At 69.4% G+C, this 16,151-nt stretch carries 11 protein-coding genes and 1 tRNA gene; 9 read left to right on the top strand and 3 right to left on the bottom strand.

Going from position 1 to position 16,151, the window contains the following annotated elements; all coding sequences use genetic code 11:
- Positions 1 to 3 precede the first annotated feature (3 nt).
- The 6 genes from Q8N19_RS16970 to Q8N19_RS16965 all read left to right on the top strand — a co-directional run bounded on the left by Q8N19_RS16970 (position 4) and on the right by Q8N19_RS16965 (position 7,248).
- The gene (locus tag Q8N19_RS16970) at positions 4 to 3,189 is read left to right on the top strand and encodes a MucR family transcriptional regulator (RefSeq protein ID WP_371133817.1); all 3,186 of its coding nucleotides are present in this window, start codon (positions 4 to 6) and stop codon (positions 3,187 to 3,189) included.
- Positions 3,189 to 3,692 (top strand): hypothetical protein, encoded by a 504-nt coding sequence (locus Q8N19_RS08820; RefSeq protein WP_305589801.1) that lies wholly within the window; start codon positions 3,189 to 3,191, stop codon positions 3,690 to 3,692. Before Q8N19_RS16970 ends, Q8N19_RS08820 begins: the two co-directional genes overlap by 1 nt.
- The gene (locus tag Q8N19_RS08815) at positions 3,689 to 3,928 is read left to right on the top strand and encodes a hypothetical protein (protein ID WP_305308858.1); all 240 of its coding nucleotides are present in this window, start codon (positions 3,689 to 3,691) and stop codon (positions 3,926 to 3,928) included. The genes Q8N19_RS08820 and Q8N19_RS08815 overlap by 4 nt, the downstream gene beginning before the upstream one ends.
- The gene (locus Q8N19_RS08810) at positions 3,925 to 4,245 is read left to right on the top strand and encodes a hypothetical protein (protein ID WP_305589799.1); all 321 of its coding nucleotides are present in this window, start codon (positions 3,925 to 3,927) and stop codon (positions 4,243 to 4,245) included. The genes Q8N19_RS08815 and Q8N19_RS08810 overlap by 4 nt, the downstream gene beginning before the upstream one ends.
- Before the next feature lie 478 nt (positions 4,246 to 4,723).
- The gene (locus tag Q8N19_RS08805) at positions 4,724 to 5,434 is read left to right on the top strand and encodes a DUF2786 domain-containing protein (RefSeq protein ID WP_305589797.1); all 711 of its coding nucleotides are present in this window, start codon (positions 4,724 to 4,726) and stop codon (positions 5,432 to 5,434) included.
- Positions 5,435 to 5,613: 179 nt separating this feature from the next.
- Positions 5,614 to 7,248 carry a recombinase family protein gene (locus Q8N19_RS16965; RefSeq protein WP_371133818.1) on the top strand — a complete coding sequence of 545 codons (1,635 nt, stop codon included), beginning with the start codon at positions 5,614 to 5,616 and terminating at the stop codon, positions 7,246 to 7,248.
- Here the strand turns inward: Q8N19_RS16965 and Q8N19_RS08800 are convergent.
- A tRNA-Met gene (locus tag Q8N19_RS08800) sits at positions 7,205 to 7,281 on the bottom strand. The genes Q8N19_RS16965 and Q8N19_RS08800 overlap by 44 nt on opposite strands.
- Positions 7,282 to 7,385: 104 nt before the next feature.
- Between Q8N19_RS08800 and Q8N19_RS08795 the strand changes: the two genes are divergently transcribed.
- Genes Q8N19_RS08795 through Q8N19_RS08785 form a run of 3 tightly spaced genes read left to right on the top strand, consistent with a single transcriptional unit; the run spans position 7,386 to position 11,406 of the window.
- Positions 7,386 to 8,414: a glycosyltransferase gene (locus tag Q8N19_RS08795; RefSeq protein ID WP_305589795.1), complete on the top strand. Its 1,029-nt coding sequence runs from the start codon at positions 7,386 to 7,388 to the stop codon at positions 8,412 to 8,414.
- Positions 8,414 to 10,114 (top strand): asparagine synthase (glutamine-hydrolyzing), encoded by a 1,701-nt coding sequence (gene asnB / locus Q8N19_RS08790; protein ID WP_305589793.1) that lies wholly within the window; start codon positions 8,414 to 8,416, stop codon positions 10,112 to 10,114. Before Q8N19_RS08795 ends, asnB begins: the two co-directional genes overlap by 1 nt.
- A gap of 41 nt (positions 10,115 to 10,155) precedes the next feature.
- Positions 10,156 to 11,406, top strand: a complete 1,251-nt coding sequence (locus Q8N19_RS08785) for a PQQ-dependent sugar dehydrogenase (RefSeq protein WP_305589791.1) — start codon at positions 10,156 to 10,158, stop codon at positions 11,404 to 11,406.
- Between the two features lie 116 nt (positions 11,407 to 11,522).
- Here the strand turns inward: Q8N19_RS08785 and Q8N19_RS08780 are convergent, their stop codons facing one another.
- Together Q8N19_RS08780 and Q8N19_RS08775 are read right to left on the bottom strand one after the other, a co-directional pair.
- The gene (locus Q8N19_RS08780) at positions 11,523 to 12,644 is read right to left on the bottom strand and encodes an NAD(P)/FAD-dependent oxidoreductase (RefSeq protein WP_305589789.1); all 1,122 of its coding nucleotides are present in this window, start codon (positions 12,642 to 12,644) and stop codon (positions 11,523 to 11,525) included.
- A gap of 50 nt (positions 12,645 to 12,694) precedes the next feature.
- Entirely contained in the window at positions 12,695 to 16,126 is a 3,432-nt protein-coding gene (locus tag Q8N19_RS08775) for an indolepyruvate ferredoxin oxidoreductase family protein (protein WP_305589787.1), read from the bottom strand.
- Positions 16,127 to 16,151: the final 25 nt, after the last annotated feature.

Here is a 16,151-nt window from a genome sequence, read left to right as displayed (position 1 = left end):
GCCATGAAGGCCCTGACCCGTCTTGCGGTGGACAACCGCGCCCTGCTCGAACACCTGGAAACTCACGGCGCGCCGAAGTCCGTCGAGGAATTCGCCCGCCTTTGGGATCGCGACCCGTCGAACTTCCGGAAGACGCTCAAAGGGCTGGAGGCCGAGGGCTGGATCGCCCTGGAAAAGGCTCCCGACAAGCCCCCGGTCCAACTGACTGACGGCGGCCGCCAAGCCTTGGCCGGCATGCATCTTGTCGAGGGTCGCCTCCGGGCCGGCCTTCCCCCACTGACGCACGCCCAGATCGCGCCGGATCCGAAGCAACCGCGCAAGCAGTTCGACGCGGAAGACCTCGCCGAACTGGCCGAGAGCATCGCCGATCGAGGCCTGCAGCAGCCGATCCTGGTTCGCCTCTCCGGACCGGACGCCGCGACGCTGGTCGCCGGCGAGCGCCGCTGGCGCGCCATCGGCCTGCTGATCTCTCAGGAAGACGCCCGCTGGCCAGCCGATCGCGAGATCCCCTATCACGTCAGCTCGCAATCCGACGAAGCCGAGATCCTGGCCGACCAGGTCGTCGAGAATTTGCAGCGCAAGGGCCTTCACCCCCTGGAGGAAGGCCTTGCATTCAAGCAACTCAAAGAGGCTCACGGCTGGGGCGTCGGCCAGATCGCCCAGGCGGTCAGCAAGACGCGCCGCTTCGTCGAGCAGCGCCTCGACCTGATGAACCTGACGCCTGATCTGCAGGCGCGCATGCGGCTTCCGAAAGACGATCCGCAGTTTCTGACCATCCCCCGGGCGCGCGAAATCCTGCAGCACCTTCGCCAGATCAACGACAAGACCGCCGAACAGCGGGACCTGGAGGAGATCGCGCCCGGCGGGGCTCTGGCCGCCGCCTCGCCTGAGGATCTGGACGCGGCGCGGAAGCCCAAGCTCGAACCCCGCGACCTCCTCGCCCTGGGCGAGATCGCCGCCGCAGCCGCGCTGAACCCCTCGCAGAACTTCCCCGACTCTCCGGTTCCGGTCGTCGAGATCGACTGGACCAAGGCCATGGCCTCGCAGAGTGCGATCCGCCTGGAGAACGCCAAGCTCGCCCAACTGCTGATCAATGGCGACGCCACGCCCAAGGTCGCCGGCGCCCGACTGCAGCCGCTCGGCCATATCCGCCTGCGCCAGGAGAACCTGCACCCAGCCGACAACCCCCGCGCCCTTTTCCACCTGCGCCGCGAGGCCGGTCTCTCCGCCGACCAGGCCCGCCAGATGGGCAACCTCGGCCGCTGGGCGACGCCCTTTCTGACGCTTGCCCCGCCGACAGAGAAGGTCGAGGCGAAGCCCGAACCCCAGGTCGTCACCTATCTCGAAAAGTACCGCCAGCCTTATCAGGGGGCCGGGGCGGACGCCCCATTTGGAGATGTGAAGTCCGTCGACTGGTGGCCAGCTGCAGAGCAGCTCATGGCCCTGGAAATCGCCGACAGAATCCTTCGCCATCCAGCGGAAGACTTCCGGCCCGGCGAGGGATGGACAGAGATCAGCCGCATCCCAGACTCAGGGGAGCGCGGCCAGCTGCATGGCGGCATGCTTGAGTTCGCCCGCGCGGATGACGGACGGTTCTTCACGAAGCTGCATTTCAGCGCCGGGGCAGCCAGCAGCGGAGGCGGCGTGCATGGGGCGCTGACGCGGCTCGGCCTCTATCGCAACCGCCAGGGGGCTCTCCACCGCGCCCGCATGGCCGCCGGCGCCCTCGATCCCGATGACTTTGCCGAAGGCCAGTATCTGTACGACTGGCTCAACCTCTCGCAGCCGACCGGACAGAGCCCGCGCGCCGGGTCGCCGGCCGAGCCGGCTGGTACGACGCCGCCGGACACTCTCGCGGCCGTCGAAATCCGCATCCTGCGCGAAGTCGCCCACGCCCAGGCCCGGGCTGGGGGCAATCCTGCGCCCGTCGGCCCCTACTGGCTGGACGGCGTCGCGGTTGGACTTTGGAAGCGCGAGCCCAAGCCGCTCCTGCAGTTCGCCGCCAAGCCAGGGGAGACCTGGACCGTCGAGCTGACCCCGGCGGCCCTGGACGTCCTGAAAGCGCTCGCCAGCTCTTACGATCCCCTCGCCCTGCAGATGCGGATCGAGCGAGAGGGGCGTTACGAGTCCGATTGGCTCAACCCGACGCCGGTCGATGCGGCCCCCGCAGGGGAGACCGACACTGATCTCCCGATCGAGGCTGACTCCGAGGAGCCCTCGCAGCTGCTCGAACAGGTCCGCGAGGGGATCGCCGCCGGCGCAAGCGACTTCGCCCAACTCCTGGCGCTCGCCGGCCTTGAAGGCCCCTTCACGGCTCACGAACCCACGGCCGAGATCCGCGGCGAAAACGGCAAGGCCGCCGCGTGCGTCGATCCGTGGCGCGACGAGACCGAGGATCTCGCCCTGGTCCGGGCCGAGCTGACCGCGTTCGCGCTGAACCTCGCAGCCGGCCACGTCGCGCCGCCTCTGCAGTCGGCCGACGAACTGCAGGCCGAGCTGCATCGCACCGGCCGCGCCCTGCTCGACACTCTGGCGCGCATCATCCCGCCGGCGACGCCGCTATTCATGGAAGTTGGCGCGGCTTACGAGCCCTTCGCCAAGGCGCTCAACGCGGCGGCCTGGGCGGCCAAGGCAGCGCCCCCGGCCGAGGAGCCTGAAACCCCGCTCCTGGCGTTCCATGTCGGCGACGTGGTCAGCATCGGCGGGGCGGCGTCCGGATATCGGCTCCTGGCCGCATCGGAGCGCGCGAGCGGGGCCTATCCGGTGGAGACGACGCAGTTCCACGCGCAGCAGGTAAGCCTGAAAACCGGCCGCGACGTCGGGAAGCCCCGGACGATCACCCTTCATGCCATTCAGGGCTTTGTGGTCGCCGCCGCTCTCCCGGCCCCCGATGCGGTCGAGGAGTCCGGTTCGCCCTCCCCGGCCGTGCCGATCGAGCAGTCCGTTCGCCCGGATTCCATCGCCTGCCTGGAGGATGGGCGGCGGTTCAAGTCCATGACCCGCCACCTGCGCGTGAAATACAACCTCTCCCCTGAGGAGTACCGGGCCAAGTGGGGTCTCCCCGCCGACTACCCGATGGTGGCGCCGAACTACGCCCGGATGATCGAGGAGCGTCGCGCACAGCTGGCCCACGAAGACGGCGCCGAGACCGGGCCGGACCACGGCGAACCCGTCGAGGAGCGCAGCTGATGGTCTCCCGTTTTCATGAGAGCGAGTACGCGGGCGGGTTCGAGCATCTTCGGCAATCCCTGCTGCAGGGTTTGGCCCAGCTCCCCCCCGGCCAGCACGCCGGGAGCTGGACGATCGGCGCTTACTGCGCCCTGGTTCGGATCGTCTGGGAACAGCGAGATCCAGGGGCCGGCCGGGGCAAGGTCGGCGCGATCCTCGCCACTGTGGCCGCCGACGTGCTGCGCGACGCCGATGGCCGAACGACGGACAACCCCCTCCCGCTCCTCCTGGAGGCGCTGCACGCGGCCGCCGTCACCTGCTCGCCCCGCGACGGCGCGGGTGCGCCTCAGCTCGACGGCCCGACCGTCCTGCGGGCGCTCGGCCACTACGCCTTCGAGATCCTCCAGGGGGCGCCAGCAGCGGAGTACGTCGAATGGCGACGGGGCTTCCTGCACGCCGCCGGGGTCGAGCGGCCGGACGGGGGCGGCTTCCGGCCGACCGTGATCGACGGGGGACGGTCATGACCCTGGACCGAAACGCCGAACGCGAACGCCTGCAGGCGCTGGCCGACCTCGGCCTGTCTCAGCGACAAGCCGCAGCCCTCCTGGGCGTGACGAAGAACACTGTCACCGGCCGCGCCAGGGACTGCGGTGTGCGGTTCCAGGCCCCGCCCTTCCGGGGCGGAGGCTGCAACAGTCAGCAGGCCCGCAAGGGCTGGGCGACGCGCCGGGCACGGGCGAGCCATGAGGCCCGGCCATGACGCGGCCCTGGTGTGACGAAGAACGCTCCTGGGCGCTGGAGTGCGCGCTTTCCGGCGACAGCGTCGAGGAGATCGCAGAGATCGCCGGCCGGGATCCGCGCGACGTGGCCGAGATCCTCGGCCCGGCCGGGCGGCTCACGCCCCGCACGCGCGAGATCCTCAGCCTCTACTCGGCCGGCTGCACCTTCCCGGAGATCGGCCGGGAACTGGACCGCAGCTGGCGCGCCATGGGCGCCCGCGTCTCGGACCTCCGGCGGGCGGGGTTCGCGATCCCGCATCGCTGCTACGCCATCGTCGAAGGAAGGGCGGCCCCGTGAACCTGCGCACATTGAAGAAGCTCTCCAAGCGCGCCGCGCCCCTGCTCCCGCTCCTAGGTGATCGTCGCGAACAGTACCCCGCTGAGCTGGGCGGAAGCAGCGTGGGCACGCTGATCGGCGCCCGAAAGCACTGGGACCGGTTCCGGTGTCATCCTGGCCATGAGCCGCGGAACGACTACAGCACGGCCAGGGGGGCTCCGCTCAAACGCCAAACACGGGCGGGTGGATACATCGTTCTCCGCCCCCCGAATGAAGCCCGCAAGGGCACCATCATGGTCGGGGGGCCGGACGGGGGCGAGACGCCCGAATGGTCTGAGGAGACGGCCTGGGAGGCGCTGACTGAACTCGTTTGGTGGCATTTCGCCGAATGGGACGCGGGGCGGAAGGACTTGGTTCCCACGCGGACGTTTCGCTCGCCGCGCGACTATCTCCGGGCTGCAGACCAAATCACGGCCGATCATCGCAGGGCGCGCCCGTGATGGAGCGCCAGAAGATCGCCGCGCGGATCCGCGCCCTGCTGGCGAAGACGGTCGCCAACGGTTGCACGGAGGCCGAGGCCGTGGCCGCAGCCGAGCTGGCCGCCAAGCTGCTGGCGCAGTACGAGCTGACGCTCGACGACCTGGAGCTGCGCTCGACGCCCTTCGCCCAGACCATGGGTCAGGACGTTGACGACCTTGGCCCTCAGGTTTGGAAGGTCGCCGCGGCCATCGCCGACCTGGTCGGCGTCCGCTACTGGACTACAGGGGCCGGCGTCCGGCCGGTCCAGGTGACGTTTTTCGGCTTCACGCACGAAGTCGAGATCGCGACATACCTGCTGGAGATCTGTCAGCACGCCATGCGCGGTCAGCTGACCCGCCTGCAGCGTGACGTCGCGCTGCTGCGCCGGACGGTTCAGGCCATGCGGATCCGCGCCTTCCTCGACGGCATGGCCGAACGTCTGGCCGAACGGATCCGCGCCCTCAAGCCGCCGCCAGCGCCGGCCGGGACGGGCCTGGTCGTTCTCAGGGGCGAGCTGATCGACAAAGCCCTGCATGTGGCCGGGATCGAGCTGGAGTCATCCACCGGGCGCAGCTCGCGCAACCTGGATCCGGAGTACCAGGCCGGCCGCCTCGCCGCCGATCGCGTCGGCCTGAAACCCGGCCTGCGCGCAGGGCCTGCGCATGGCCAGCTCAACGGTCGTCGGCCGTGAACAAGGGCGCGGTGCTGCAGTTTCCGGGCGAGCGCGATCGCCCCGGGGAGGAGACCCTTCCCCCGGAACTTCTGCGTTTTATCCGCGCCCTTGCCGAGGCCGATGAAGCCGAGGACTATGCCCGACAGTTGTCGCAGACAGCGAAACCCGGTCGAACACAGAACTAGGAGCCCGCCCGCGTGCGAGCCGCCCTTTATGCCCGCTACTCCTCGGAACGGCAGAACGAACGCTCGATCGCCGATCAGCTGACGGTCTGCACGCGCCACGCCCACGCCAAGGGCTGGACCGTCACCACCCTGTTCCAGGATGCGGCGATCTCCGGCGCGGCTATGGCCAACCGGCCGGGCCTGCTGGACGCGATCGCCGCGGCCGAGGCCCGGGAGTTTGATATCCTCCTGGTCGAGGACGAGGACCGCCTCGCGCGGAACCTCGAACACCTCGCGCATATCGCCGGCCGCCTGGAGGACGCCGGCGTGATGATCGCCACCCTCACCACGGACCACGTCCAGGATCTGCACGTCGCCTTCAAGGGCCTGCAGGCGTCGATGTTCCTCAAGAATCTGGCGCAGAAGACGCGACGCGGCATGGCGTCGAATGCGGAGAAGGGCCTCGCCACCGGCTCGCGCCTGTACGGCTATCGGACGGCCCCCGGGGGCGTGGTCGAGATCGTCGAGGACCAGGCCGAGATCATCCGCGAGATCTTCGCCCTCTATGGCAAGGGCGCCACCGGCCGCGAGATCGCCGACCAGCTGAACCGCCGCGGCGTGCCCAGCCCCACGGGCGGGCTCTGGAACGCCTCGACGATCAACGGCTCGCGCCAGCGGGGGAACGGGATCCTGCAGAGCGAGATCTATGCGGGCGTCAAGGTGTACGGCCGGATGGACGTCCGGAAGGATCGCGCCACAGGCAAGCGCACCCCGCGCCCCATCCCGCCCGAACAGTGGAAGCGGACCCCGGTCCCTCACCTGCGGATCATCGACCAGGCGGCATGGGAGGCGGCGGCCGAGCGCAAGACCCGCGAGAGCGCGAACCATCCCCTGCAGCTGGCCAACAAGCGCAAGCCCGGGATCTTCACAGGGCTCCTGAAATGCGGCCTCTGTGGCGCGTCGTACACGGCTTACACCGGCGGCCGTCTGATCTGTGCGGCTCACAGGGAGCGCGGCGACGTCGCCTGCGCCAATCGCCGCACGGTCAGTCGGGCCGACGTCGAGGCGACCGTCCTCGACGGCCTGCGGACCCGGCTCCTGTCGCCGGCGGCGATCCGCGCTTACGTCGAGGCCTGGACCGCCGCCCGCGCCCGGCGCGTGGTCGAGAATCAGAACAGCCGCCAGCCTCTGGAAAAGCGCCTGGCTGAGGTTCGCCGGGGGATCGACAGGATTGTTGACGCCATCGCCTCAGGGCTCGCGGCCGAGGCCATGAAGGCCAAGCTGCAGGGGCTGGAGACCGAGCGCCTGGAGTTGACCGCCAAGCTCGCAGAGATCTCGAACGATGACACGGCGCCACGCCTGGATCTCCATCCCAGCGCTGGCCAGGGGCTGGCGAAAAAGGTCGAGGCGCTGCAGGTGCTGCTGGCCAGCGCCGCGATCGCCGCGGACGACCTGGTCATGCGCGAGCTGGTCGACTCCGTTCGGGGCTTGGTCGAACGAATCGAAATCCGACCGCGCACGCAGGAGCGCGGCGGTCCGGTGGACGTTATCCTGCAGGGGACACTGGCGCCGGTGATCTTCGCCCGGGAGCCGTCCAAGTCACCAGCCTCAAGTATGAGTCTAGTGGTAGCTGGGGGCGGGCTCGAACCGCCGACCTGTGGGTTATGAATCCACCGCTCTAACCAGCTGAGCTACCCAGCCACGGGTTCGCGCCGCTGACGCGCGAGGCGCGGGTTATAGGGATTTCAGATCGCCGCATCAAGCGGCTTGGGCGCAGGCCAAAGCGAGGCTAGGTTCGCGCCCGCATGAGCGTGCTTCATCTTCTGGGAACGGCCGGCGAAGGCGGGGCGGAGACCTATTTCGTCGACCTGGCCCTGGCGCTCGCCGGCGACGGGTTGGCGCAGGCTGCGGCCCTGCGTCCGCACCCGGTTCGCCAGCAGCTCCTGAGCCGCGCCGGCCTGGCGGTGGAGACCTTCGGATTCGGCGGCCCGCTTGACCTGATGACCCGGCGCCGGGTCGGCCGTTTCGCGCAGGCTCAGGCGGTGAGCGTGGCGCTGGCCTGGATGAACCGGGCCGCGCGGCACACGCCCAAGGGTCCCTGGGCGCGGATCGGCCGCCTGGGTGGCTACTACAATCTGAAATATTATGCCGGCTTCGACTCCCTGGTGGCCAATACCGAGGACATCGCCGAGTGGGTGGTGAGTCAGGGCTGGCCGGCCGGCAAGGTCGCCTACATCCCCAACTTCGCCGAGGCGCCGGCAGAGGCTGCGCCGGTCGAGCGCGCCAGCCTGGATACGCCGGCTGAAGCCCCCCTGCTGCTGGCCATGGGCCGGTTGCATGAGGCCAAGGCCCATGACGTCACCCTCAATGCGCTGACGAAGCTGCCGGACGCCTATCTGTGGATCGCCGGGACGGGGCCGGAGGAGGCGCGGCTGAAGGCCCTGGCCGTGGCCTTAGGGGTGGCGCCCCGGGTGCGGTTCCTGGGCTGGCGCAATGATCCCTCGGCCCTCTATCGGGCGGCCGATGTCTGCGTCTTTCCCTCGCGCTTCGAGCCCCTGGGCAATGTGGTGATCCAGGCCTGGGCGCACGGCCTGCCGGTGGCCGCGGCCGCCAGCCAGGGCCCCGGCGCCCTGATCCGCGAGGGCGAGGACGGCCTGCTGGTTCCGGTGGATGATCCCGAGGCCCTGACGAAGGCTATCCGCCGGCTGCTGGATGATCCCATGCTGCGCACCCGCCTGGCTCAGAACGGCCTGGACCGCGTGGAGGCTGACTTCTCGCAAGGCGCCGTGGTCGCCCAGTGGCGGGACCTCTTCGCCAGATTTGGCGCCGGCTGATGTGCGGCATAGCCGGGATTCTGGACGGTGAGGCATCAGCCCGCCCGCTGATCGAGGCCATGACCCATCGGGGCCCTGACGGCGTCACGGTGGAAGAGACAGAAGGGCGATCGCTGGCCCATGCGCGACTCTCGGTCATCGACCTGGAGGGCGGCTGGCAGCCCCTGCACGCGGCCGGCGGGATCGTGGTCGGCAATGGGGAGATCTATAACTATCTGGAGCTGGCCGAGGAGTTCGGACTCCAGGACGCACTAACGACCGGCTCGGATTTCGAGCCCCTGCTGCACCTCTACGCCAAGGAGGGCCCGGCGGCCTTCCACCGCCTGCGGGGCATGTACGCCTTCTGCCTGGTGGGGCCGGACGGCCGCACCTGGCTAGTGCGCGACCCCTTCGGCATCAAGCCGCTCTATGTGATGGAGCTGGAGAGCGGGCTCGCCTTCGCCTCGGAGGCCGGCGCCTTCGTCAAGGCAGGCCTGGCGCCGCCCGCCATCACCACCGAGGGCGCCCGGGAGATGCTGGCCTTCAGCTACACCCTGGGCGAAGAGACCGCCCTCTATGGTCCTCGCCGCGCGGCGCCAGGCGCCATCATTGAGGTGGTGGACGGTCGGCTCGTCCCCCACGAGATCCGCCCCGCCCTGCCCCCGCCCCGGACACGGCCGGCGGCCAGCGGTGAAGCGGCCCTGCTGAAGCGGCTGGATGCGGTGCTGGAGGACAGCGTGCGCGTCCATCAGCGGGCCGACGTGCCCTATGGCCTGTTTCTGTCTGGCGGGATCGATTCCGCGGCCATCGCCACCCTCATGTCCCGACTCAACAGTCGGCCGGTCACCGCCTTCACCTGCGGCTTTGACGCCCCCGGCGCCCGGGACGAACGCGCCCAGGCCGAGCGGGTGGCCCGGGCGCTGAACCTCGACTGGCGGGAGACCACCTTCACCGAAGAGGACTTCTGGACGCTCCTGCCCCAGGTGGCGAACGCCCTGGATGATCCCACCGCCGACTACGCCATCCTGCCGACCTTCAAGCTGGCCAAGGCCGCCCGGGGAACCCTGACCGTGGTCCTCACCGGCGAGGGGGGCGATGAGCTGTTCGGCGGCTATGGCCGCTATCGCCGGGCGCTGCGTCACCCCTGGCTGGGCGGCCGCCCAGCCGAACCCCGGGGCGTGCATCCCGAACTCCTGCAGCGCTGGCGCGAGCAGGCCCAGGCGCCGGCCGGCCTCACCCGCCTGCAGCAGGCCCAGTACGCCGACATCGCCACCTGGCTGCCCAACGATCTGCTGACCAAGCTCGACCGCTGCCTGATGGCGCACGGCCTGGAGGGGCGCACCCCCTTCCTGGACCCCGTCGTTGCCGACTTCGCCTTCACCCTGCCCGACCGGTTCAAGGTGCGCGGCCGCCATGGCAAGTGGCTGCTGCGCAAATGGCTGGAGACCGCCTGTCCTACAGCCTCCCCCTGGGCTCGCAAGCAGGGCTTCACCGTGCCGGTGGAGGCCTGGATCGCGCCCCGCGCCCGGGCCATCGCCGAGCGCATCGGCCATGTCATCCCCATCGGCGTCGCGATCGGAGCGCACGAGGCGCAGCATGTCTTCCTGAATGAGAACGACTCGCGACGCTGGCCCCTGCTCTTCCTTGCGGTCTGGTCGCTCATACATGTGGACGGCGCCACGCCCCAGGAGGCCCTGGAGGCGGTGGTGGGAACGAACTGAGGCGTCGCGCCTTGAAAGCTCGACCATAGGGAGATCTGTCCATGCGAAACCTGCTTCTCACCACCGCGCTCGCCGTGGTCCTGGCCGCCTGCGGCGGAACCGACGGCGCAGCCCAGCCGGCGGCGCCCTCCGCCCCCGGCGGTGAGCCGTGGGAAACGCGGCCGGCCAATGCGCCCTCCCAGACCCCGGCCTTCCCCGGTCAGACCCGGGCGCCGGAAGTCAGCGCCGATGTGGCCTATGAGGTCGTCACTGTCGCCGAAGGCCTCGACAAGCCCTGGGCCATCGCCTTCCTGCCGGACGGCCGCATGCTGGTGACCGAAAAGCCCGGACGGCTGCGCATCGTCACCGCGGCGGGCGTGCTGTCAGAGCCTGTCACCGGCCTGCCGGAGGTGGACGCCCGGGACCAGGGGGGCCTGCTGGACGTGGTCCTGGACCCCGACTACGCGCAGAACAATCTGATCTACTGGAGCTATGCCGAGCCCCGCGGGAATGGGACCAACTCCACCGCCGTGGCCCGCGGCCGGCTGGTGGAGGACGGCGCCAGCGCCCGGGTGACCGATGTGCAGGTGATCTTCCAGCAGAACCCGGCCATGGACTCCACCAAGCACTACGGCAATCGCCTGGTCTTCGACCGCGGGGGCCATCTGCTGATCGCGCTGGGCGAACGGTCGATCATGGACGGCCGGGTGCAGGCCCAGGACATGAACTCCGCCCTGGGCAAGGTCGTGCGCATCAACCGCGACGGCTCCATTCCCGCCGACAACCCCTTCGTCGGCCAGGACGGCGTGCGCCCCGAGATCTTCGCCTCAGGCGTCCGCAATGTGCAGGCCGCAGCCCTGCATCCCACCACCGGCGCCCTGTGGGAGATCGAGCACGGCGCCCGGGGCGGCGATGAGCTGAACATCATCGAGGCCGGCAAGGATTACGGCTGGCCGACCATCGCCTATGGGCTGGAATATTCCGGCAACGCCATCGGCGAGGGTCAGACCGCCCAGCCCGGCATGGAGCAGCCGGCCTATTACTGGGACCCGGTGATCGGCCCCTCGGGCATGATCTTCTATCAGGGCGACCTGTTCCCGGCCTGGAAGGACAGCCTGTTCGTCGGCGCCCTGCGCGACAAGCATCTGGTCCGGCTCACCCTGGACGGCGACCGAGTGGTGGGCGAGGAGCGCCTGGCGACTGACGTGAACGCGCGCATCCGCGAGGTTGAGCAAGGTCCCGACGGCGCCATCTACCTCGCCACCGACAGCGCCGAGGGCAAGATCCTGAAGCTGGTTCCCAAGGCGAACTGAGGCGCCCAACTCCCACCCCGTCATGCTGGGCCTTGTGCCCAGCATCCCTCGCGCCGCCTGCGCCCGCCCTCGACAGGGATGCTCGCCACAAGGGCGAGCATGACGGAGGGATTGAATCAGGCGTTCGCCAGCCCCAACCTCCCGGCCACCTCTTCCCCGATCGCCAGGGACGAGGTGAGCCCGGGGCTTTCGATGCCGAACAGGGCGACGAGACCTTCGAGTCCGTGGGCCTCGGGACCGTCAATGCGGAAGTCGGGGTGCGGCTCGCCGGGGCCATGCAGTTTGGGGCGGATGCCGGCATAGTCCGGCGTCAGCGCCTCGTCCGGCAGCGCCGGCCAGAACTTGCGGACATAGGCGTAGAAGCCTGCGGCGGCGTCCGGCTCGACGCTGTAGTCCAGCTCATCGACGAAGATCAGGTCCGGCCCGAACACCGCCTGCCCCCCCAGGTCGCGGCGATAATGGGTGCCGAGCGCGCCCGGGATTGGCGGCGGATAGATCAGCCGGGCGAAGGGCGCCTTGCCCTGCAGGCGGAAGTAGCGGCCCTTGCCATAGTGGCCCGCAGGAATCTCCGACTTGGGAAAGCCCTCGATCTCGCCGGCCACGGCCTGGGCTGAGAGGCCCGGCGCGGTGATCAGCAGGCGCACGGTGAGCGTCGTGGGCTCGGCCCCGCCGGCCCGCACCTTCCAGCCGCCACCGGCCAAAGGCTCAGCGCCCTCAAAAGGCGTGGAGACCACCACCGCGCCGCCGGCCGCCTCGATCTCACCCTGCAGGGCCAGCATGTAGCCGTGGCTGTCGAAGACCCCACTCTGGGGCGAGATCAGGGCCGCGTCACAGGACAGGTTGGGCTCCAGCGCCAGGGCTTGCGCCTTGGTCAGCAGGGCCATCTCCTCAACATCGTTGGTCTGGGCCTGGGCCAGGATCGGCTCGAGGCGGGCGACCTCCTCAGGGCCATTGGCCACCACCAGCTTGCCGCAGCGGTCGAAGGCGACGTTCCGGGCTTCCAGGAACGGGTAGAGCATGCGCCGTCCCTGGACACAGAGCCGGGCCTTCAGCGAACCGGTGGGATAGTAGAGCCCCCCGTGGATCACCTCGGAATTGCGTGAGGAGACCCCCTGGCCAATGGCCTGGTCGGCCTCCAGCACCACCGCGGTCAGGCCGCGGCGGGAAAGCGCGTAGCCGCAGGCCAGGCCCACGGCGCCGGCCCCCACCACCAGGGCGTCGAAATCGAAATCAGCCATGCCCCCTGGCTACCCCGAGGGGCGGTTCAGGGAAACGAATTTCGCGCCCCTCAGACCTCGGCGGACGCGCCCGCATCATCCCATTGCGCCCACAAGGCCTCGCGCTTTGCCATGGCCGGCCCCAAAGAGGCCTGCTTGACGTGGCCAAAGCCGCGGATGTCCTGCGGGACCTGGGCGATCTCGACCGCCAGGGCCAGACGCTCTGACGTCAGTTCGCGGGCGATCCGATCGAGGTCGGACTCGTAGGTCACGATCAGGGCGCGCTCTATCTGGCGTTCCAGGGAATAGCCGAACAGGTCCAGCCCGGTGCCCCGCAGTCCCTTCAACCTGGCCAAGACCGGGAAGCCATAGTCCAGCATCCAGCCGCCGAAGGCGATCTTGCGCGGGTGGCCCTGGTCGTCCTTGGCGCCCAGGATCGGCGGCGCCAGCCAGACCTTGGCCTTGCCCCCCTGGAAGCTCTGGCTGCGATAGGCGTCGAAGCGGCCGTCGGCATAGAGGCGGGCCACCTCGTACTCGTCCTTGTAGGCCATCAGCTTGTAGAGATTGATCGCCACGGCCCGGGTCAGGGTCTCCGACCCCAGGGCCGCGTCAAGGTGAGCGATGGCCTCTACATGATCCTGATAGCGCCGGGCGTAGGCGGCGTTCTGATAGGCGGCCAGCTCGCGGGTGCGATGGGCGATCAGCTCCGCCAGGGGCAGGGTTTCGGGGGTGGCCACATCGGCCTCTCTACGCCCGCGGCTCTCGGGATCATGGGCCGCCCGTCGCCCCATCTCGAAGGCCTGCAGATTCTGCTCGGCCGCCACCCCATTCAGCCGGATGGCGCGATAAAGGGCCCGGCTGGAGATGGGGATCACGCCCTTCTGCCAGGCGAAGCCCAGCATGATCATGTTGGCGTAGATGGCGTCGCCGAGCTCGGTCTCGGCCATGTGGTGGGCCGGGGTCTCGTCGTAGGACCGGGCGGCGGCGGCGATCCGCTTGGCCATGCCGCCGGAGTCGAACCGCACGTCCCGGTCGGTGACGAAGTCGGCCGTGGGCGACAGGTCGGCATTGCCGAAGGCCACGGTCCGGTCCTTGGCGTAGAGGGCCAGCGCATCGGCGCCGGCCGCCACCATGACATCGCAGGCGATCAGCACATGGGCGCTGGCCGCGGGCGTGCGGCCGCCGACAATGCTCTCTTCGTCCTCGCCGATGCGGACATGGCTGAACACCGCCCCGCCCTTCTGGGCCAGGCCCGTCATGTCCACGACGGAAGCCGCCTTACCGTCCACATGAGCGGCCATGGCCAGGATCGAGGCGGTGGTCGTGACACCAGTGCCGCCGACGCCGGTGAAGACGATGTTGCGCACGCCCGGCAAGGCCTCGAAGGTCGGCAGCGGCGTGGAGTCGGCCGTCAGCGCCGGCAGCCGCACCCCGTGCGGATTCTCCGCCCCCTCCAGAGTCACGAAGGAGGGGCAGAAACCGTCGAGGCAGGAATAGTCCTGGTTGCAGCTGGACTGATTGATCTTGCGCTTGCGGCCAAACTCGGTGTTCAGCGGCTCCACCGACACGCAGTTGGACGCCTTCGAGCAGTCGCCGCAGCCTTCGCAGACCAGGGGGTTGATGATCACCCGCTTCTCGGCCGCGGCCAGCTTGCCGCGCTTGCGCCGGCGACGCTTCTCGGTGGCGCAGACCTGATCATAGAGCAGGACCGTGACGCCCGGGGTGTCGCGCAGGGTCCGCTGCACGGCCATCAACTCGGCCCGCGGCTTGACCTCGACGCCGGGCGCCAGATCTTTGACGCGCTCATAGCGGGTCGGATCGTCCGCCACGATGACGGTGCGGGCCACGCCCTCCGACGCGAGCTGGCGGGTGATCTGGGCGGGTGTAAACCCGCTCTCGGCCGCCTGGCCGCCGGTCATGGCCACCGCGTCGTTGAACAGCAGTTTGTAGGTGACGTTGGCCTCGGCGGCGACGGCGGCGCGAATGGCCAGCGAACCGGAGTGGTTGTAGGTCCCGTCCCCCAGATTGACGAAGACGTGCTTCTCCGTGGTGAAGGGCGCGGCCCCCACCCAGCTCAGGCCCTCGCCGCCCATATGGCTGTTCAGGTCGGTATTGGGGTCGGAGAAGCTGGCCATGTAATGGCAGCCGATGCCGGCCAAGGCTCGCGAGCCCTCCGGCAGGCGGGTCGAGGTGTTGTGCGGGCAGCCCGAACAGAAGAAGGGCTTGCGCTGCTGGTCCGACGACAGGCTGACGGCGGCGACCCCGGCGGCCGAAACCCGGTTGAGATAGTCGTAGACCCCGTCCATGTGCGGTCCGGGCGGGAGGCGGTCGGCGATGGCCAGCGCCACCTCGGCCACCGACAGGGCGCCCAGGTCCGACAGCAGAGGATGGCCCTGCTCGTCGGTCTTGCCGATGATCCTGGGCCTGGCCTGGGCAGGCAGGTCATACAGCGCCGCGCGGGCCTGCCCCTCGATCAGGGGCCGCTTGTGCTCGATGACCATCAGGGTTTCGAGACCGGCGGCAAACGCGCGCAGGCCCGTCGGCTCTAACGGCCAGGGCATGCCGATCTTGTAGATCGAGACCCCGAGATCGGCGGCCTGAGCCGGGCTGATGCCCATGGCCGCGAAGGCCTCGATGACGTCCTTATAGGCCTGGCCCTGGCAGGCGATGCCCAGCCGAGGCCGGGGCGAGGCCAGCGTCACCCGGTCGATGCGGTTGGCGCGGGCGAACGCCATGGCTGCGGGAATCTTGTAGCTCCGGAGCCTGCGCTCCTTGTCCATCGGCTGATCCTTCAGCCGGATGCCAAGGCCCCCGGCCGGCATGTCGAACCGGGGCAGGACGAAGCGGTGGCGCTCCAGGGCCACGTCGATGGTCATGCCGGAGTCCATGGTGTCGGCGAGCGCGATCAGCCCGACCCACAGACCGGAGAACCGCGAAAGCGCATAGCCCATCAGGCCGTAGTCCAGCACCTCCTGCACATCGGCCGGGGACAGGACCGGCATCTCGAAGTCCTGGAAGGCGAATTCCGACTGGGACGGCAGGGTGGAGGACTTGCAGTTGTGGTCATCGCCGGCCACCGCCACCACGCCGCCCTGGCCCCAGGTCCCGGCGAAGTTGGCGTGCTTGAAGGCGTCGCCGGTCCGGTCGACGCCAGGCGCCTTGCCGTACCACATGCCAAAGACGCCATCATACCTGGCGCCGGGGAAGAGGTTGGCCTGCTGGCTGCCCCAGACGGCGGTGGCCGCCAGGTCCTCGTTCAGGCCTTCCTTGAACACCACCTGGGCGGCGTCCAGATGCTTGGAAGCCCGGTGGGCCTGCTGGTCGAGGCCGCCGAGCGGCGAGCCGCGATAGCCCGACAGAAAGCCCGCCGTGTTGAGGCCCGCTGCCTCATCCAGCCGTCGCTGGTCCATCAGGACCCGCAACAGGGCCTGGACCCCGGTGATGAAAACCCGACCCTCGTTGAGCAGAAACTTGTCGTCGAGCGTCACTTCCGTGTGCCGCATCGCAATATCTTTCCCTTTGGGGCTC

It is taken from the genome of Phenylobacterium sp. (assembly GCF_030693405.1).
Taxonomy (GTDB): Bacteria; Pseudomonadota; Alphaproteobacteria; order Caulobacterales; family Caulobacteraceae; genus Phenylobacterium.
Note: the sequence above shows the minus strand (reverse complement) of the source record. Positions and strands in the feature narration are given on the sequence as shown.